A 19,406-nucleotide genomic window follows, 5' to 3' on the forward strand; every position below is an offset into this window, starting at 1 on the left:
CGGGTGACGTGGCCCGACCGACAATGTCGGCGGACACACTCTTGGCCCCGAGCCTATGTCGGTGCAGACACCCGGTCCGGCAGCAGCGGCGGGCGGGTGGCACAGGCGCGCGTCGCGTTCCACCCGCACCGGGGCATCGCGGTCGGTACTGTCCCGGGAACAGACAACAGACCGGAGACCCGTATCCCCATGACGCCGCCGTCCGCCGATGTGATCGTGGTCGGTCACGGACTGGCAGGTCTGGTGGCCACCCACGAGCTCGTCGAGGCGGGCAGACGCGTTCTGCTGCTGGACCAGGAGGGTCCCGTCGATTTCGGCGGTCAGGCCTACTGGTCGTTCGGAGGGTTGTTCATGGTCGACACCCCCGAACAGCGGATGTGTGGAATCCGGGATTCACGCGATCTCGCGTGGCAGGACTGGTTGGGTTCGGCGCAGTTCTCCGACGGCGACGATGACCATTGGCCGCGGCAGTGGGCCGCGCACTATGTCGACTTCGCCGCCGGCGAGAAGCGCCGCTGGCTGCGCGGACTGGGTTGGCGTGCCTTCCCGCTCCCGGGCTGGCCCGAACGGGGTGGGCACGGCGCACTCGGGTCCGGAAACAGCGTGCCGCGCTTCCATATCACCTGGGGCACCGGCCCGGGTCTGGTCGATGTCTTCGCCCGCCGGGTGCTCGACGCCCATGCGCGCGGCCTGGTGACCCGGCTGTTCCGACACCGCGTGACCGGTCTGGACGCCACCGGCGGCCGCATCACCGGTGTCCACGGAACACTGCTCGCGCCGTCTCCACATCGGCGTGGCGCGCGTTCGAGCGAGACCGCGGTGGGCGAATTCAGCGCCACCGCAAGCGCTGTGCTGTTGGCGACCGGCGGCGTCGGTGGCAGCCCGACGATGGTGCGGCAGCTGTTCACCGAGGGCTTCGGCACCTTTCCCGACGACATGCTCTGCGGCAACCCCGCCTACGTCGACGGATCCATGATCGCCGTCGCCAAACGGGCCGGGGCGAAGATCGCCAACGAGAACCGGCTCTGGTTCTATCCCGATGGCGTCACCAACATCGATCCGGTCTGGCCCAATCACGGAATCCATGTCACCGCAGGCCCGTCGGCGCTGTGGCTCGACGGCGGCGGCATCCGATTACCTCCGCCGCTGTACCCGAACTTCGACACCGTGGGAGCCGTCCGGTACGTGATGGCCTCCGGCCACACCCACTCGTGGCTGGTGATGAACGCCGAGATCTTCGCCAAGGAGTTCGCGATGTCCGGTCAGGAACTGAACCCGGCGATCACCGGAAAACACCCGTTGGCGGTGATACGCGGTCTGCTGCGTCCTCGATTGGGCGGTTTCGCCGAGAAATTCCTGGACCGTGGAGTTGATTTCGTGCAGGCCACCACCATCGGTGAACTGGCCGCCCGGATGGCCGTCGACCCTGCTGTCCTGGAACGTGAGGTCACCGCCCGCGACTCCCAGGTGGGTAACCGCTACAGCAAGGATCCCCAGTTCGCGGCGATCTACAACGCCCGCCGCTACTGGCCCGACCGTTTCCGCGTCGCCAAACCGGGGCGCATCCTGGATCCGCAGGCCGGCCCCTTGATCGCGGTCAAGCTGCACATCACGACGCGGAAGACGTTGGGCGGGGTGCAGACCGATCTTCAGGGCCGAGTGCTGACCGAGACCGGGACCGTTTTGGAGGGCCTCTACGCCGCGGGGGAGGTTTCCGGGTTCGGTGGAGGCGGGATCCACGGCCACCGTTCCCTGGAGGGCACATTCGTCGGCGGCTGCCTGTTCACCGGCCGCGCCGCGGGCCGCAGCATCGCAAGGAGTGTCGGATGAACATCGGGGAGTTCCTACTTCGTCGGCTGGCCGAGGTAGGCACCACACACGCCTTCGGTGTGCCGGGCGACTACAACATGTCGTTCCTGGAGCAGTTGGAGGCGCATCCGACGATGCGCTGGATGGGTAACTGCAACGAGCTCAATGCCGCCTATGCCGCCGACGGCCATGCGCGCTCGGGAAGGCCGGGCGTACTGATCACCACCTACGGCGTGGGCTGCCTCAGCGCGCTCAACGGGGTGGCAGGCGCGTACTGCGAACACATCCCACTGATCCATATCTCCGGCGCACCGCCCGCGCACGCGGTACGTGACCGTAAGTCGTTGCACCACAGCCTGCTCGACGGGGGTTATCGCAACGTCCACCGCGCGTTCACTGAGTTCACCGAGTACTCGGCGACGATCTCGACCGACAACGCGGTCGAGGTCATCGACCACGCCCTGCGGGTGGCGTTCCGGTCACGTCGTCCCGTCCGCCTCGAGTTGCCCTCGGATCTGACCCACGTCGACATCGCCACACCCGAGGACGCACTGACCGTCGGTGACGCCGAACCGGCGCACCGGGAAGTTCTCGCCGCAGCCGGGCAGCTGTCCGAGATGTTGTCCCGGGCGCGGCGGCCGGTGGTGGTCTTCGACGCGGCCGCCGTGCGTTGGGGTGCGTTGCCCGCGATCGAGCGATTCTGTTCCCAGCTGGACATTCCGTACTTCTGCACCTTGCCCGCCGTGCACCACGCCGACCCCACGGCCGAGCAGTACCAGGGCATGCTGCCCGGCGCCGCGGGTCAGGCCATCTTCGACGACAGTGATCTGGTGATCACCTGCGGCTTCACCAGATCCGATGTCACCACCGCGTGTTTCACACTGGACTTCTCGGGCAGGTCGGTCGTGCGGCTGGAGCCCACGTACACCCAATTATCGGACAGCACCGTGTATTACGGCACGACCATCGACGCGGTTCTGGGTTCGGTCGATACCACCGTCGGCCCGCGGTGGTGGCATACCACGGCGCGGGGCCGGGCCGACGAGCCCGGCGGTGGCGAACTCACCGAGGAATTCTTCTTCGGGCAACTGCAACGATTCCTACGCGCCGGCGATGTGCTGGTCGCCGAAACCGGCACCTCCGCCCAGAACACCGTCGGGATGTCGCTGCCCGAAGGGGTCAGCTATATCAACCAATCGAGCTGGGGCTCAATCGGGTACGCGCTTCCCGCCCTGTTCGGTTCCCTGGTCGCCCGCCCGGACCGACGGCATGTGCTGTGCACCGGCGACGGTTCGTTCCAGGTGACCGCGCAGGAACTGTCCTCGGTCATCCGGCACGGGTTCGCGCCGGTGATATTCCTGCTCAACAATCGCGGCTACACCATCGAACGATCGATCCTGGGGGCCACCTCGGCCTACAACGACGTCGCCGACTGGGCCTACCCCGATGTGCCACGGGCATTCGGCATCCACGACGACCGACTGTTGGCCGCGGTCTGCACCACGCGTTCCGAACTACGGGACGCACTCGCCGCTGCGGCGGACACCGATCGCCTGGTGTTCATCGAGGTGGCCTTACAGCCGCTGGACATGACCGCGGCCACGGCCGCGGTCGGAGAAGCCACCCGCGTCTTCGATTACGGCGTGAACGGCCCGCCGAACCGGTAGCGGCCTCGCGGTCAGGCGCGCGACGCGGCGCGCACCAGCAGGCGCAGCAGCACTTGGCCGACCACCGCGAGCGGCGCCTTGACGAGAGGGAACGAGGCGGTCGAGCCGATCGTGTAGTCGATCTGCGTCCCGGTCCCGGACGGGGTCAGCCGGACCTCGCCGGTGTAGCCGGGGAACGGCGTGCCCGACAGCGCCTTGTAGCCGAAGACATGGGGTGCCTCGAAGGTGGTGACCTCTTCGACGATATCCGGTCCGGGTCCGGGTGTGCTGATCCGGCGCACGGCCCCGAGTCCGTTGGGCTCGGGAGCGCCGGGGCGTCCCAGGGTGACGCTGATTCCGGGCCCCCAGCCGGCCATGCCCAGGTGGTCGGTCAGGGTGTCCCACACCTTCTGGATATCGGTGTCGACGGTGGCGTGCGCGGTCACATGCATGAACGCCATCCTGCCCCACCGGTTGGTAGACCCGCATACGTGACGTCGATCACTCTTGCCTAGGGTGGCTGCATGAGTGCGACAGCAGATGCCGAACGGGTCGCCGAACGTGCCAGGCGAGTCGTCGAGGAGCACGACCCGAAGGTGGTGCCGATCCCGGAGTTCCTTGCCGCCTGTTACGACGCCGGTCTGGCGTGGGTGCATTTCCCCGAGGGCCTGGGCGGCATGGGGGTGTCCCGGGGACTGCAGGCCGTCGCCGACGCCGTCCTGCAGGGTGCCGGCGGGCCGATGCCGCTGGGGTTGAACCCGATGGGCTACGGGATGGCCGCGCCGACGGTGCGCGAACACGCGCAATCCGAGGAACTCAAGCGGTTCTGGCTGCGGCCGCTGGCCAGCACCGAGGACATCTGGTGCCAGCTGTTCTCCGAGCCCGGCGCCGGATCGGACCTGGCGGGCCTGGCCACCTCGGCGGTGCCCGATGGTGACGAGTGGGTGATCAACGGCCAGAAGGTGTGGACCAGCCTGGCGCATCGCGCGCGCTGGGGCCTGCTGTTGGCCCGCACCGATCCCGGGGTCGCCAAGCACAAGGGGCTCACCTACTTCGTTCTGGACATGCACGCCCCGGGCGTCGAGACCCGTCCGCTGCGACAGCTCACCGGGCAGGCCGAGTTCAACGAGGTCTACATCACCGATGCCCGAATCCCGGATGCCCACCGGCTCGGGGCGATAGGCAACGGTTGGGGTGTCGCGATGACGACACTGATGAACGAGCGCAGCGCGCTGGGCGGTAGCGGATCGCGCCGTGGTGCGGGCACCATCTCCGAGGCCGTCGGGCTGTGGGCGGCGCGCCCGGACCTGCAGACCCCGGTGCTGCGCGACCGATTGGCCCAACTGTGGTTGCGCTCGGAAGCACAGCGCCTCACCGCGCAGCGCTCACGGGCGACCGCGAGCGTCGGCGGCCCCGGCCCGGAGGGGTCGATCGGCAAGCTCGTGGGCGCCGAGCTCAACCAGCACATCTACACGTGGTGCATGGATCTGCTTGGCGCCGAGGGCATCCTGTACCACAGCTACGCGCTCGAACGCGATGACGACGGTGACTGGCGGGGTCCGGTCCAGCAGCGTTTCCTGCGTAGCAAGGCCAACACCATCGAAGGCGGGACATCGGAAGTGATGCGCAACATCCTGGCCGAACGAATCCTGGGGTTGCCCGGGGATCTGCGCGCTGATGCGGGCATGCCGTGGAAGGAGATTCCGCGTGGCTGAGGAGTTTACGGATCAGCCCGACAAGAAGGCTGAGGAGTTTACGGATCGTGAATTCGTGTTCACCGATGAGCAGAACCAGTTACGTTCCGCGGTAAGGAAGTTCGCCGCGGACAACTTCGGTGAGGCCAGTGCCCGGGCACAGATGGAGCGCGAGCCGCGGTTCGACCGCGCGGTCTGGCGGCGGCTGGGCGCCGAGCTCGGCGTGCTCGGCCTCACGGTGCCCGAATCCGACGGCGGATTCGGCGGCACGCTGGTCGACCAGGCCATCGCGGTCGAGGAATTGGGTGCGGCATTGGCCACCGGGCCGTTGTTCGGGACGGTCTACCTGTCGATCCCGGCGCTGGTGGCGGCACCGGCAGGGGCCGCGCGTGACGAGCTGCTGGGCGCCCTGATCGAGGGGGCCCGTACCGCTGCGTTCGCGGTGCCCGACCGGGCGGGCGCATTCGATCCGGCCGCCGTCACCGTTTCGGGGACCGACCGACTCACCGGCACCGTCGCACGCGTCGTGGACGGTGCCGCCGCCGACGAGCTGCTCGTCGCGGCGCGTGGCGGCGGCGGGGTGTCGTTGTATGCAGTCGACGCCGACGCCGAGGGTGTGTCACGCACCCCGTTGGTCACTCTGGACCTGACCCGTCCGCAGGCCGATATCGCATTGCAGGACGCCCCGGCGCGACTACTCGCCGGACCCGACGAGGCCGCTCGGGTGATATCGCATGCCCTGCAGGTCGGCTCGGCCCTGCTGGCCGGCGAGCAGGTGGGCGCCGCGCAGCATCTGCTCGATCTGTCGGTGGCCTACGCGACGTCGCGGTTGCAGTTCGGTAGGCCCATCGGCTCGTTCCAGGCGGTCAAGCACCGGTTGGCCGAGGGCATGGTCGACCTGGAGCATGCCCGCTCGGCCGCCTATCACGCGGCATGGGCCATCGGGGACGGCTCCGACGACCCGGCGTTGGCGGCCAGCATCGCCCAGGCAGTCGCCTCGGCGGCCTTCAGTCGTATCGCCGCGGACACCATTCAGGTCCATGGCGGCATCGGTTTCACCTGGGAGCACCAGGCACACCTCTATCTCAAGCGGGCCACCACCGATGCCGCCCTGCTGGGAAGTGCGGAGGCGCATCGCAATCGGGTTGCCGAGCTGGTGCTCGACACCGCCGAGCCGAAGCCGCCGCGGGTCGCGACCGGGCGTTAGCAGACATTCACGACCGACACAAGGTGCTGGTGGGCCGAATTTTCGGACCGGACGGCTGAGTGCAGCGGATGCCGAATTCCGAAGACTCAGGGGGTGCTCTCACCAACCCGCCGACAATTGCTGTTCGGTCTCGCCGCGGCCCCGCTCGTCCTGAGCATGGGGTGCTCGCGCACCACCGCCGCCGCCGAGCGCTCGACCCGTCCGCTGCCGATACCGCCGCAGGCCGATTCCACCGTCGTCGACGGGACCCGCACCTTCGTGTTGCGGGCGATGTCCGGGCACACCGAGATACGGCCCGGCGTGCGGACGGCGACCTGGGGATTCAACGGGTCCATCCTCGGTCCGACACTGCGCGCGGGCCGTGGGGAACAGGTCGCGGTGCGCGTGCAGAACGAGTTGGCCGAGCCGACCACCGTGCATTGGCACGGCATGCACGTTCCCGCGCAGTGTGACGGCGGTCCGCATCAGACCGTGCCGGCCGGTGATTCTTGGGAACCCCATTGGGAGATAAAACAACCCGCGGCGACGCTCTGGTATCACCCGCACCCGCACGGTGCGACCGAGAAGCACATCTACCGAGGACTGGCCGGGCTGTTCCTGATCGATGACGACGCCGTCGACGGACTGCCGCGGGACTACGGTATCGACGATATCCCGCTGATCGTCCAGGACCGCAGGTTCACCGCTGCGGGAGCGCTGGACGAGTCCGACCCCACCGATATCGGACTTCTCGGTGACACGATCCTGACCAACGGCATTACCGGTGCCCATCTTTCGGTGACCACGCAGCGTGTGCGGTTGCGTCTGCTCAACGGGTCGGGCGGCCGGCTCTACAACTTCGGGTTCGGCGATGATCGCCGCTTCCACATCATCGCCGGTGACGGAGGTTTGTTGACGGCTCCCGTCGAGGCTTCCCGCGTCCAGCTCTCCCCAGGGGAACGCGCCGAGATCGTCGTTGCTTTCCGGCCCGGTGAATCCGTTGCGCTGCAGTCGTTCCCCATCGAGAACCGGGCCGGACTGGCCGATGACGAAGCGGCCCGCTTCGGCGTGGACGATGCGTTCACCGTCCTGGCGATCCATGCCGACGACACGCTCGGCCGCAGTCCGGTACTACCCGCGACGCTGGCCGCGTTACCGGCGCTGCCCGATGACGCGGCGGCGGTGCGGCGGCAGTTCGACCTGCAATGGTTCATGATCAACCGCAATCGGATGGACATGAACCGCATCGATTTTCACGCGACGGTGGATACCGACGAGATCTGGACCGTGCGCAATGTCGACAACTGGCCGCACAACTTCCACGTCCACGACACCCAGTTCCGGATCATCGACATCGACGGTGCCGCGCCACCGGCACACCTTGCCGGCTTCAAGGACACCGTGTACATCGCTCCGGCGCAACGGATACGGATCGCCGTTCGCTTCACCGACTACACCGATCCCACGTGGCCGTACATGTACCACTGCCATCTCGCCTGGCACGAGGACCAGGGGATGATGGGACAATTCCTCGTCCTCGGCCCCGGGCAGCAGCCGGCGGGTCCGCCGGCGACCCCGATGGCGGGTCACGCCATGCGCTGATACCCGTACACCGCTAGCTGTACCCGATTCTGGGCGCCCAGCTTGGTCATCAGGTTCGCGACATGGGTCTTGACCGTCGTCACCCCCAGATGCAGGCGTGCCGCGATCTCCTGATTGGACAAGCCCTCGATCACCAGCGGCAGCACATCCTCTTCGCGTTCGGTCAGCGGGACCGGTTCCACCGCCGCGGTGCCGCGTGCGTCGACGGCCCGAAGCACCAAGCGTTGCAGCACATGCGCCGACAACACCAGTTCCCCGGCGGCCACCCGTCGCACCGCGGTGAGCAGTTCACTCGGTTCGGTGTCCTTGACCAGAAACCCCGACGCGCCGGCGGCCAGCGCCCGGTACAGGTGTTCGTCATCATCGAACGTCGTCAACACCAGGATCTTCGAATCGGCCCGTGCCGAGCGGATCTGCTCGGTCGCGGTGATGCCGTCCACCCCTGGCATGCGGAGATCCATCAGCACGACGTCCGGCATCAGTTCAGCGGTGGCACGGACGGCCTGCGCCCCATCGGAAGCTTCCGCGACCACCTCGATGTCCTCGGTCGAATCGCAGAGCATCCGCAGACCCGCTCGTACCAGGCGCTGGTCGTCGGCGATCACGACACGGGTAACCATGCCCGCACCTCCCATCCCCGCTCACCGCGACCGGAGCGGAAATCGCCGCCCATGAGTGCCAGCCGCTCCGACATCCCGACGATCCCCAGCCCACCCGCCGATTCGTCACCACCGAGGTTGTCCACTCGGATGTCGATGCCACCATCGCGTCGTGTCACGCTCAGCGTCACCGGGCCCACGGGCTCGGCATGTTTCATCACATTGGTCAGCGATTCTTGGATCACTCGCAGCACCGTGAGCCTGGCCATCGCAGCCAGACCCGTGCCGTCACGCTCGATATCGGCGGTCACCGCGAAACCCGCGGCGCGGGTGCGTTCGATCGCGGCGTCGATCTCACTCCACAGTGCTTCGGGTTCCACCATGGCAACCTCGTGCAGATCCGGATCGCGCAGCGCGCTCTGCCATCTGCGGATATCGGCCAGTGCGTCCGCGGCCGTGCGGTGCACGTCGCCGAGTACCTCGGTGACGCGCGGGTCGGCACCATCGATCACGTGTTCGGCGACTCCGGTGCGCAGAACGATCGATGCCATGTGATGCGCGACGAGGTCATGCAGTTCGCGCGCCATCGCGGTGCGCTCCTGGGCGCGGACCTGCGATTCGGCGGCCGACCGTATCTGACGTTGGCTGCGCAGATACAGGCCGAGCAGCAGGGGGAGCCCCAAAGCCGCTGCCACCGTGGTCAGATCGGCCGCACCCCAGCGCTGGGCGTGCTCATCGAGCTCCACACCGAGCAGCAGCGCGGCCAGCCAGGCCGCACTCGCCACCGCCACGACCCGGTTGCTGTCTACCCGGGCGGTCAGGTCGGCCAGTGCGATCGCACCGAGATAGGGCACCACTCCCGACAGGCCCCAGGCCTGATCGGCGAACATCGGCACCGCAAGTACCGACAGGATCAGCGATACCGGCAACGGCCAGCGCTCACCGCAGAGGAAGACCACCGCCGATACGCAGGCCAGCATCCAAAAGGACAACGAGACGCGGAACTCCCCGGGAAAGGTGCTCACCGCCAGCAGCAACGGCGTCAACACCAGTGGCACACTCCGGAGCAGCAGGCGGTGCACGCGATCAGGCTATCGCCTCGGTCCAGGATCCGGACCCAGCCGCTCAGCGGTCGCGCACACCGCCGTAGATACCCCGCTTGACGATCCACGGCTGGAGTACCCGCTCGATCGACCAGGCCGGGAATCGGAACGCGCGCCCGGTCGGGGTGAACACCTCCAGACCGTCGGGTTGCGCGCCGAGCACCGAGCCCCACCGCCGCGCCGCCGGGCGGAACCGGCGCGGGGCACCCCGCCGGTCGAGCTGGACCCGGACATTGTGGGCGACCAGCCCGTCGGCACGATTGCGCGCCGAGGACCGCAGCGGATCGCTGGCCGCGACATCACCGATGGCGAAGATCTCTGGGTGCCCGGGAGCCTGGAGCTGATCGGTGACCGCGACAAAGCCGGCGTCGTCGAGCAGCTCACCGGGTAGCCATTCGGTGTTCGGCCGCACCCGACCGATCGCCCACAGCACGGCATCGGCATACGCCTCCGACTGGCCGGTACTGAATTGGACCGCCCCGCTGGTGATCTCGTCGCACTGGAAGCCCTCGGGCACCACGGCGCGATGCCGGGGATACAGCGCGACGCCGGTGTCGAGCAGTCGGCGCTGTACCCGGTGCCACACCCGCTCGTGATGCTGGGGCAGCGCGCGGTCGCCGGGAAAGTAGAGCGCGACGCGTGCCCGTGGGAGTGCTGCGGCCAGATTGGCCGCCGCGCTGACCGCGGCCGCGCCCCCACCGAGCACCGCGATGGTCGACGCCGCAGCGAGGCGCGCATGTGCGGCGTGCAGCTCGGTGTCGATCTGATCGTTGGACTGCCGGTGTGGGTGCCGCCAGAAGCCGTTGCGCACCCCGGTCGCGATGACCAGCGCGTCATAGGGCTCGATGGTGGTCGCCGTACCGGTATCGACCGACACGGTGCGCGCCCCCAGGTCGACCCCGGTCAGGGTGCCGTGCACCGTGTGTACCGGGTCGAGCGCTCGGTATCGGTGGAAATCGATCCAATAGTGCCGAGCCCAGTCGTCGGGGCGGGCCAGACGGATCCCCAGCTCCTGGCCACTGACCACACCGGGCTTGGACGAGACGCCGACGACGTCGAAGTGCTTCGCCAGCTTGATCGCGGTCAGCACTCCCGCGTCGCCCAGACCGGCGACCACCACACGCTGCATGCCGTCATCTTCGCCGCCGCCGCTTCGGTTGTCGGCCGAAAGCCACGGAAAGGTCGTGAGAAATCGTCTTCCCGGCGGTAGGGGCGCCATCCGTAGGATCGCGGAGGTGAAGCTGCGTCGAACCCGCACCCCGTCCGGCCTTCAGATCGAATTCCTTGCTCCCGAGGGTGACTGGCGGCCGGCGTCGAGCAGCACCGCGCTGGGCGGGCGGGTGTTCGACGCCGATTGGGAGGCCGAGCAGGCCGACCGGCACCTTCGGCACAGCCCACATCTGCTGCCGTTCCAGCCGCTGTCCTTCCGCGACTTCATGCTGTACGAACAGCACAACATCGATGCCGCCCGGGGTCTTATCCGCCGCTTTCATCCCGGTCTACACCGTGCCGCGGCGGCATACGAGAAGGTCACCGGCCGCCCCGCACCACAGCTTCGTCCCAAGCCGCTGTTCTACCGCCAGCCGATCTATTACATGGGTAATGCTCAGACCTTTGTGCCGACCAGCACACCGGTCACCACACCGAGTTACTCCGACGCGCTCGACTTCGAGCTGGAGCTCGGGTTCGTATTGTCGGCTCCGCTGCTCGACGCCACGCCCGCCGAAGCCGAGCGGGCGGTCGGCGCCTTTGTCGTCGTCAACGACTTCAGCGCGCGCGATGTCCAGCGCTCCGAGATGGACAGCGGATTCGGCCCCCAGAAGTCCAAGCACTTCCTGAGCTCGATGTCAGATACCGCCGTCACCGCCGATGAGGTACTGCCGCGCATCGACGCACTCACCGGATCGGTCGTCGTCAACGGTGCGACCGTCAGCATCGTCCGAAGCGGCGGTATGGCGCACGGGATCGGCGAAGTTCTGGCCCACGCCTCGCGCTCGGAACAGCTGCACGCAGGCGAGCTGTTCGCCACCGGGACCCTGACCGGTGGCTCCGGCATGGAAACCGGTCACTGGTTGCGTCCCGGCGACACGCTGACACTCACTCTCGACGGGGTGGGCCGGATCGAGCATCTCATCACCTAGAACACCCGGGCGGCAATCGTGCGCTCGAGGCGAGAGAAAACCTTTCTCCAATTAGTTTTCTGCTCTTCGTTATATGCAGCGGTTAGATAATCGGTACGGACCGAGAGTTCCACACCACGGCGCAGCCGGCGGGCTCGCCGACCGGTTCGAACAGCAACGTGCGTCAATCGAGCTGAACGCCAGCTGATCCCACCTGATGGCATCGAGATACGTTGTTGGCAAGGATATATCGGTGATGGCTGGAGCAAAGCGGAAGCAAAGCGCCGATATTCACCCCTCGAGGCACCGGTACATCGGTATAGTCAAAATCCGTCACGATCGAAAACAAGGGCTCGGTCCACGGGATGTCTGCTGTGCGACCGGCGTCCGCAAGAATGGAGCCAAGACCACACCGGGGGAGGTCTTTTCGTCCGATGGCAACGGAACTGACGCGGATCTCCGCGGACCTGAGGACGACCATGGAATCACTCCTTGGGACCATCGACGACTTGGCACGCGAACTGGTACGCGTGCTCGGAGTGAACCAGACGGATCGCCGGGCCCTCGAACTCATCATCTTGGCCGGTGACAAGTCCATGACCCCGGGAATACTGGCCGACAGGCTCGGCCTCACCGCCGCAGGCACCACGATCGTGCTCAACCGCCTGGAGAAGATGGGGTATGTCAGCCGGTCGCTGCATCCCACCGATCGGCGGCGCGTCATCGTGCTGGCCACCGACCTGGCAGCGCGCCGGATCTCCGAACTCCTCCACCCGCTACTCGACCGTGGGGCAAAGCTGCTGGCCAGCGATTACGACGCGCGAGAGATCGCCTTCGTCGCCGAGTTCCTCAATCGCACCATCGCACTCCAGCAAGAGCATCTCGACCATCTGCGCGAGTTGGACCCCTACCCGCACTGACCCGTCCACACCGGCACCACGACACTGACTCCGCGGGATCCACCCCGCGCTGCACGCCCTCGGGGTGGCCATGGTCGAGCGCCGCACGGCGCCCCTATTTCGGCGTGACCAAAACAACGCAAGGCGGAATTTCGTGCAAATACTTTCAGCAATTAATTAATCGCATTTAGTTGTATTTCTGTGAGTACAGGAAACCGCATAAAGGATTTGCCTGATAGGCACTCGACCCGGCACAGCCTGGCCTTTTTCCACTCGGTACTTTTGCCCGGCGCGCATAACGGTCGGGATATTGCCATTCCTTACTTGCCGCCGATTTTCTCAGGTAACTTCCAGCTACCCAGCCCGACAATTACCAGGAGAATGCATGAGCGCGACCGTACAACCACGTCTGAAGATCGGCATTGCGGTGGCCGGTGCCAGCGCGATAGCGCTCGCCCCGATCATTCAGCCGATGCCCGATATCGCGGAGCCGCTGGCGCGTTCGGTGTCCACGGCGGCGGTAGCGCTCAGCGCGACGACCAACCCGATCGAGCAGTGGCTGCAGATCATCAACACCGCGATCGCCAATGGCGGTGCGCTCGCCCAGACCTACCTGGCCAATCCCGCACCCATCCTGCGCCAGCTGATCCTCAACGGAATCGGCTATGGCGAGCAGACGTTCACCGCGCTGCAATCGACCGTGACCGCGTTGATCGACAACCTGCGCTTCGACAACCCCGGCGGCCTTCCGGTGAACGTCCAGAACGCCTGGGATCAGATCATGGCCGGTGACATCGCCAATGGTCTGCCCGCGCTCTACGGAGCGTTCACGGGATACTTTCTCTTCAGCGCCTTTCCGCTGATCAATCTGCTGGAAATTCCCTCCACGATGGCGCAGAACTTCGCGAATGTCGTCGAGGCCGGGGTGCAGGGCGCTCTTGGGCTCGTCTTCGGCACTCTCTCCATTCCCGCAGCCGTCGTCGGGGCCACCGCCGACCAACTCCAGTCCATTCTCAACGCCGTCCAAACCGGCGACTGGCTGGGTGCGATCAACGACGCATTCGGTGTACCCGGTGCGATGGTCGGCGCCTTCTTCAACGGCTTCGGCTTCAACGCCGGGTTGCTGAGCCCCGACGGATTGATCGACATGGCCATCAGAGCGCTCAACTCGGTCGCCGAGGCGCTCGGTGCGGCACCGCCGGCGGCGGCGATGGCTGCGCCGCTCGTGGCCAAGGCGGCAGACCTGGGACCCTCGGCATTGCCTGCGGATGAGTCGAACGTGACGACGGTGGTCCTGCGCACCGAGGGCGCTGCGGGCGCTGAGAACACCGAAGGCTCCGCCGCCGTTGAACCCGGCGCCGAGCAACCTGCAATCGACGGCACCACTCCCGCCGAGCCGCTGGCAGCAGAACCGGAGGCCGCCGAACCCGACCTGACCGAGCCGGAGATCACCGAACCCGACCTGACCGTGCCCGACCTCACCGCGCCCGACCTCACCGAGTCCCTCTCGGCAGAGCCCACCGACACCGAGGCCGAGTCCGAGCGCGAATCCGGATACCAGGATCTGCGGTCTCCGTCGGCTGAGAGCACTGATGGCGACCTCGGCACCGGAAATGCCCGCAGCAGCAGGCCGACCGAGTCCACCGACTCCGCTCGGCCGAGCAGCCGCGAGGATCGCGCGGAAACCAGCGACTCGGGCAGCAACAGCGGCCCTGAGGCCGGCGGCGGGTCGTCGGCAAGTGAGTCCTCCGGCGCCGCGGCATAACGACCGCGCCGTCACGACTCGTGGGCCCCGCTCCTGAACGAGCGGGGCCCACTTTGTGTGGTCCCGCGGGCACGGGAGTTTCAGCTCATCGAAATAGATCTGCGCAGAGAAAGGACGACAATGACCCTCGGCTGGAATTCCTCCGACCGAGGGTCATTGCACAACTATTCACGTCATGCAAAGCCGCAGAATTATGCGGTCAAGCGATCAGGTGACGTTGGTGGTGGTGAGCGTCGGCGACGGATTCGGGTAGCACGACGTCGCAACGTTGATACCGGGTGACACGCGGGTGGTCATGGTCATGCCGGGACTGGAGTAGCTGGTACCGGCGTACTTGCTGGTGATCGTTCCGGGAGCGTTGGCCGTGACGTTGATCGTGACCGCGGGCGGTGTGAAGCTGCTGCCACCGCTGATCGGGCCGGGAACGGTGAGCACCACATTGGACCCCACCAGGGCCGCCGATCCGGACACGGTTCCACCGGATGTGCTGGTGGAGACGAATGTCGAGTTCGCCGGGACCGGAATGATCATCTTCAGATTGCTGATATTCGTCACCGTGAAACCGGAGGCGGACGACGGCACGCTCGACGAGCCCGGCGTGAGGGTGATGGCTACCGGAGAACCCGCGGTCACCGATGCCGGCGCGGTACCGTCGACCGAGGTGTTCATGCTGGAGTTCTGGGAAACACCCAGGACCGTGCCTTGGCAACTCCAGTTGACGGTCGTGGCCGCGTTCGCGACTCCGGCGAAGCACATGGCGGCCGCGAGCGCCATCGGGGTTACCGCGCCGACGCGAAGCATCGTGGACGTATTCGATCGCATTACTTTCTCCCAAACGGTGAGGGTTACGGCGTGGCCGGAAAGCAACGCCGCGGTGGAACGCAGAAAAGATAACCCGCCGAATTTGAAATTCCGTGCACATATTCGACACGTTTTGATAGCAATATCGGTTAATTCAATTTAACTATTCGGCGCAAGAATTAACACGAATGCGAATAGCGCTATGCGCAACAATTAAAATATTCGGCGCGATACCGGGTGGCCCCGCTACCGGATCGCCGCGATGGCCTTGTAGATCCGCTGTTCACTGACCGGTCGCGGGGTCCCCAGCTGCTGAGCCCACAGACTCACGCGCAATTCCTCGATCTGCCAACCGATATCGGCGACATCCTGCCCGGCGGCGCGAGCCGGGGAGAGGCTGCGCAGCAGGTCGTCGTAGGCGTCCTCGACGGCGTGTACCCGGTCCATCCGCTCCCGGTCGGCCACCAGTCCGTGCGGCAGCCGTTCCATCCGCCTGCCGATCGCCAGCAGATAGCGGGTCAGGTCGGCCAGTTTGGTCACACCGGTCAGCGTCACGAAACCCTTCGGGAGCAGGCGACTCAGTTGTGCGCGGACATCGGCGACGGCGTCGACCTGGGCAGGGGCGGGCCTATCGGGGATGGCCACCTGCGCCTCGTGCGCGGCGGCCAACACCTTGTCCACCCGCCGGGCGACGTCCATCGTCGTGGCGGCCAACGACCTGCCGACCTGCGCCGTCAATGCCTCGAAATCTCGGCGTGTCCAGACCACCTCGCGGGCGAGTGCGTCCACTGCGGCATCGGCACAATCGTCGAGCAAGGCGGCCAGAGAGCCGTCGGGGCTGGTGTTCAGCGTCAACCGGGCGCGCATGTCCAGTCCGCGCTCGACCGCCTTGACCGGCGAGGGCACCGACAGCCGCACCAACCGGCGCAGACCCGGACGCATCACGGCGGCCTGCTCGGCCGCCAGCGCAAAGACCTTCACATCCACGGCGGCCCCGGTATCGACGAAGGCCGGGAACCCGCGCACGGTGTGCCCGCCGCTGACCTGCTCCACGCTGCGCGGCAACTCGTCCAGATCGGCGGGCCAACCGGTCAGCCCAGTGCGCTCCCACGAGCCCGCCACCGCGCGGGCGACCGCCCGCTGCACCGGTGCCGCCAATCGGTTCTGCAGCGCGGCAAGGTCTTTGCCACGGGCCACCTCCGCACCCTCGGCGGTCTCCACGGCAAACGTGACCCGCAGATGCGCGGGCACCTTGGCCACGTCGAAGGCCTCCACCGGCACCACCACCCCGCTGCGCCTGCGCAGTTCCCTGGCGATCTCGGCCAACAGAGACCCGTTCTCGGGGTGCAGGTCGTCCAGGATGGCGCGGGCGGTGTCCGGCGCCGGAACGAAGTTACGGCGCAGATCCTTGGGCAGCGACTTGATCAGCGCGGTCACCAGCTCCTCGCGCAGTGCGGGCACCTGCCAGGCGAATCCGTCACCACCGATGCGGGTCAGCACCTCGACCGGGATGTGCACCGTCACACCGTCGTCCGCCGCACCCGGCTCGAAGCGATAGGTCAGCGGAAGGGCCAGATCCTCCGTGCGCCAGGTGTCGGGATGCTCGTCGGACTGCTCGGTGCGCAGTAATTCATCTCGGGTGAAGGTCAGCAGATCCGGTGTCTTGTGCCGCTGCTTTTTCCACCAGGCGTCGAAGTGCCTGGCCGAGACCGCCTCCGGCGGTATCCGGGCGTCGTAGAGGGCGAACAGCTCGTCATCGCCGATCAGCAGGTCGCGGCGTCGGGCCCGTTCCTCGACCTCCTCGAGTTCGGCGCGCAGGCGGGCGTTGTCCCGGAAGAAGTGGTGGCGGGTCTGCCAGTCACCTTCGACGAGGGCATGGCGGATGAACAGTTCGCGCGAGACCTCCGGGTCGATCTGGCCGTATCCGACGGACCTGCGCGGCACCAACGGCAACCCGTACAGGGTGACGCGTTCGAAGGCCATCACCGCGCCACGGCGGGCGTCCCAGTGCGGTTCGCTGTAGGTGCGCGCCACCAGGTGCCCGGCAACCCGTTCGATCGCGTCGGGGTCGACGCGGGCCGCCGTCCGGCCGAACAGGCGGCTGGTCTCGACCAGGTCGGCGACCACGATCCAGCGCGGGGGCTTGCGGGTCAGTACCGAGCCCGGCGCCAGTACGAACTTGGTGTTGCGCGCCCCCTGGTAGTCACGACCGTCACCCTCGCGTAATCCGATGTGGGACAACAATCCGGCGGTCAATGCGGCGTGGATACGACTCGGGTCGGCATCCTCGGACACCTCGCGGATGCCCAGATCACCGGCGATGCTGCGCAGCTGTCCGGCCAGATCCTGCCATTCCCTGATCCGCAGGTAGTGCAGGAACTCGTCACGGCACATGCGGCGGAATGCACTGCCGGACCGTTCCTTTCGCTGTTCACGCAGGTACCGCCACAGGTTCAGGTAGGACACGAAGTCCGAGTGTTCGTCGGCGAAGCGGACATGCTTCTGCCGCGCCGCCTCTTCCCGGTCCGCCGGACGCTCACGCGGGTCGGGAATGGACAGCGCGGCGGCGATCACCAACACCTCGCGCACGCAGTTCTCGTCGTCGGCGGCCAGGATCATCCGGCCGATGCGCGGGTCCAGCGGCAACCTCGCCAACCGGCGGCCGATCTCGGTGAGCGTGCCCGAGGAGTCGAAGGCGCCGAGCTCCTGCAGCAGCTGCACACCGTCGCGGATGCTGCGCGCGTCCGGCGGGTCGAGAAACGGAAAGTCCTGCACGTCACCGAGTTTCAGCGCCGCCATCTGCAGGATCACCGCGGCCAGGTTGGTGCGCAGGATCTCCGGATCGGTATAGCGCGGCCGTGCTGCGAAGTCGGCCTCCGAATACAGCCGGATACAGACACCGGGCGCGGTACGGCCGGACCGGCCCGCCCGCTGATCCGCCGAGGCCTGCGATATCGGCTCGATCGGCAGCCGCTGCACCTTGGTGCGCCGGCTGTAGCGGGAGATACGCGCGGTACCCGGGTCGACCACGTAGCGGATACCCGGGACCGTCAACGAGGTCTCGGCGACGTTGGTGGCCAGCACGATCCGACGGCCCGAGCGACCGGGGGTGAACACCTTCTGCTGCTCGGCGGTCGGCAGCCGGGCGTACAGCGGCAACACCTCGGTGTTGGGCAGATCCTTCAGAGAATCAGCAGTATCGCGGATCTCGCGTTCTCCGGACAGGAACACCAGCACATCGCCGGGCGGTTCGGCCTCCAGCTCGCGGACCGCGTCCACGATCGCCTCGGTGGGGTCCCGCACCACGTCGGCGGTGCCGACCATGGATTCGGTACGCACGATCTCGTGGTCGGGATCGTCGGGATCCGCCGGGTCGTCGGCGTCGCCGGAAGCACCCACGGGCACCTCCAGCGGCCGGTACCTGATCTCCACCGGATACGTCCGCCCGGACACCTCGACGATGGGGGCGGCCACCCCGTCGATCGCGAAGTGCTCCGCGAAGCGTCCCGGCGCGATGGTGGCCGAGGTGACGATGACCTTCAGGTCGGGACGGCGCGGTAACAGCTCGCGCAGATAGCCGAGCAGGAAGTCGATGTTGAGGCTGCGCTCATGGGCCTCGTCGAGGATCAGGGTGTCGTACCGCAGCAACCGGCGGTCGCGCTGGATCTCGGCGAGCAGGATGCCGTCGGTCATCAACTTGATCAGCGTGGCGTCGCTGGCCTGATCGGTGAAGCGCACCGTGTAGCCCACCGTGGACCCGAGCGGGGTGCCCAGTTCGTCGGCGATGCGCTGGGCCACCGTGCGTGCGGCCAGCCGGCGGGGCTGGGTGTGCCCGATGGTGCCGCGGATGCCACGGCCCAGCTCCAGGCAGATCTTCGGCAACTGGGTCGTCTTGCCCGACCCGGTGGCCCCGGCCACCACCACCACCTGGTTCTCGCTGATCGCCTTCGCCAGTTCGTCGCGGCTGTCGGAGACGGGCAGATCTGGGTAGCTGATCTGCGGTACCGCGGACGCCCGGGTGTGCACCAGTGCCTCGGCCGCGGCGAACTGGGCGAGCAACTGCTCCGGCGGGTCACCGCGCAGGCCCTTGAGTCGGCGGCCCAACCGGGACGCGTCGCGGTAGGTCAGACCGTCCAGACGGGCGTACAGCTCACGGACGGCGGGGTCGGACACTCACACGAG

General features: G+C 67.1%; 15 protein-coding genes. 9 read left to right on the forward strand and 6 right to left on the reverse strand.

Annotated features, from left to right (window positions below):
* The first annotated feature begins 189 nt into the window (after window positions 1-189).
* Both FBY28_RS12795 and FBY28_RS12800 read left to right on the forward strand, forming a co-directional pair.
* Window positions 190-1,830, forward strand: coding sequence for an FAD-binding dehydrogenase (locus FBY28_RS12795; RefSeq protein ID WP_141867295.1), 1,641 nt, complete (start codon window positions 190-192; stop codon window positions 1,828-1,830).
* Window positions 1,827-3,476 (forward strand): alpha-keto acid decarboxylase family protein, encoded by a 1,650-nt coding sequence (locus FBY28_RS12800; RefSeq protein WP_141867297.1) that lies wholly within the window; start codon window positions 1,827-1,829, stop codon window positions 3,474-3,476. Before FBY28_RS12795 ends, FBY28_RS12800 begins: the two co-directional genes overlap by 4 nt.
* 11 nt (window positions 3,477-3,487) lie before the next feature.
* Here the strand turns inward: FBY28_RS12800 and FBY28_RS12805 are convergent, their stop codons facing one another.
* Entirely contained in the window at window positions 3,488-3,907 is a 420-nt protein-coding gene (locus tag FBY28_RS12805) for an SRPBCC family protein (RefSeq protein ID WP_031601225.1), read from the reverse strand.
* 72 nt (window positions 3,908-3,979) lie between these two features.
* On the opposite strand from FBY28_RS12805, the gene FBY28_RS12810 reads away from it, so the two are divergent.
* From FBY28_RS12810 to FBY28_RS12820, 3 genes are all read left to right on the forward strand, one after another.
* Window positions 3,980-5,170: an acyl-CoA dehydrogenase family protein gene (locus FBY28_RS12810; RefSeq protein ID WP_141867299.1), complete on the forward strand. Its 1,191-nt coding sequence runs from the start codon at window positions 3,980-3,982 to the stop codon at window positions 5,168-5,170.
* Entirely contained in the window at window positions 5,163-6,356 is a 1,194-nt protein-coding gene (locus FBY28_RS12815) for an acyl-CoA dehydrogenase family protein (RefSeq protein ID WP_174241618.1), read from the forward strand. Before FBY28_RS12810 ends, FBY28_RS12815 begins: the two co-directional genes overlap by 8 nt.
* A gap of 93 nt (window positions 6,357-6,449) precedes the next feature.
* Window positions 6,450-7,937, forward strand: a complete 1,488-nt coding sequence (locus tag FBY28_RS12820) for a multicopper oxidase family protein (protein ID WP_141867302.1) — start codon at window positions 6,450-6,452, stop codon at window positions 7,935-7,937.
* Here FBY28_RS12820 and FBY28_RS12825 read toward each other — a convergent pair.
* Genes FBY28_RS12825 through FBY28_RS12835 form a run of 3 tightly spaced genes read right to left on the reverse strand, consistent with a single transcriptional unit; the run spans window position 7,922 to window position 10,768 of the window.
* The gene (locus tag FBY28_RS12825) at window positions 7,922-8,557 is read right to left on the reverse strand and encodes a response regulator (protein WP_141867304.1); all 636 of its coding nucleotides are present in this window, start codon (window positions 8,555-8,557) and stop codon (window positions 7,922-7,924) included. The two genes, FBY28_RS12820 and FBY28_RS12825, sit on opposite strands and share 16 nt — an antisense overlap.
* On the reverse strand, window positions 8,539-9,618 hold the full coding sequence (locus FBY28_RS12830) for a sensor histidine kinase (RefSeq protein ID WP_141867306.1): 1,080 nt from the start codon (window positions 9,616-9,618) through the stop codon (window positions 8,539-8,541). Before FBY28_RS12830 ends, FBY28_RS12825 begins: the two co-directional genes overlap by 19 nt.
* Before the next feature lie 43 nt (window positions 9,619-9,661).
* On the reverse strand, window positions 9,662-10,768 hold the full coding sequence (locus tag FBY28_RS12835) for an FAD-dependent oxidoreductase (protein ID WP_141867308.1): 1,107 nt from the start codon (window positions 10,766-10,768) through the stop codon (window positions 9,662-9,664).
* 106 nt (window positions 10,769-10,874) lie between these two features.
* Here FBY28_RS12835 and FBY28_RS12840 point away from each other — a divergent pair, with 106 nt between their 5' ends.
* The 3 genes from FBY28_RS12840 to FBY28_RS12850 all read left to right on the forward strand — a co-directional run bounded on the left by FBY28_RS12840 (window position 10,875) and on the right by FBY28_RS12850 (window position 14,423).
* The gene (locus FBY28_RS12840) at window positions 10,875-11,780 is read left to right on the forward strand and encodes a fumarylacetoacetate hydrolase family protein (RefSeq protein WP_141867310.1); all 906 of its coding nucleotides are present in this window, start codon (window positions 10,875-10,877) and stop codon (window positions 11,778-11,780) included.
* Between the two features lie 458 nt (window positions 11,781-12,238).
* Window positions 12,239-12,679 (forward strand): MarR family winged helix-turn-helix transcriptional regulator, encoded by a 441-nt coding sequence (locus FBY28_RS12845; RefSeq protein ID WP_216847655.1) that lies wholly within the window; start codon window positions 12,239-12,241, stop codon window positions 12,677-12,679.
* 364 nt (window positions 12,680-13,043) lie between these two features.
* Window positions 13,044-14,423, forward strand: a complete 1,380-nt coding sequence (locus FBY28_RS12850) for a hypothetical protein (RefSeq protein WP_141867314.1) — start codon at window positions 13,044-13,046, stop codon at window positions 14,421-14,423.
* A gap of 207 nt (window positions 14,424-14,630) precedes the next feature.
* On the opposite strand, the gene FBY28_RS12855 is transcribed toward FBY28_RS12850, so the two are convergent.
* Window positions 14,631-14,954, reverse strand: coding sequence for a hypothetical protein (locus tag FBY28_RS12855; RefSeq protein ID WP_141867315.1), 324 nt, complete (start codon window positions 14,952-14,954; stop codon window positions 14,631-14,633).
* On the opposite strand from FBY28_RS12855, the gene FBY28_RS12860 reads away from it, so the two are divergent.
* A complete protein-coding gene (locus tag FBY28_RS12860) occupies window positions 14,947-15,387 on the forward strand; it encodes a hypothetical protein (protein WP_141867317.1) in 441 nt (146 codons plus the stop codon). The genes FBY28_RS12855 and FBY28_RS12860 overlap by 8 nt on opposite strands.
* A gap of 83 nt (window positions 15,388-15,470) precedes the next feature.
* On the opposite strand, the gene hrpA is transcribed toward FBY28_RS12860, so the two are convergent.
* On the reverse strand, window positions 15,471-19,397 hold the full coding sequence (gene hrpA / locus FBY28_RS12865; RefSeq protein ID WP_141867319.1) for an ATP-dependent RNA helicase HrpA: 3,927 nt from the start codon (window positions 19,395-19,397) through the stop codon (window positions 15,471-15,473).
* Window positions 19,398-19,406: the final 9 nt, after the last annotated feature.

The sequence above is a fragment of the Arthrobacter sp. SLBN-53 genome (genome assembly GCF_006715585.1).
Classification (GTDB): Bacteria; Actinomycetota; Actinomycetes; order Mycobacteriales; family Mycobacteriaceae; genus Mycobacterium; species Mycobacterium neoaurum_A.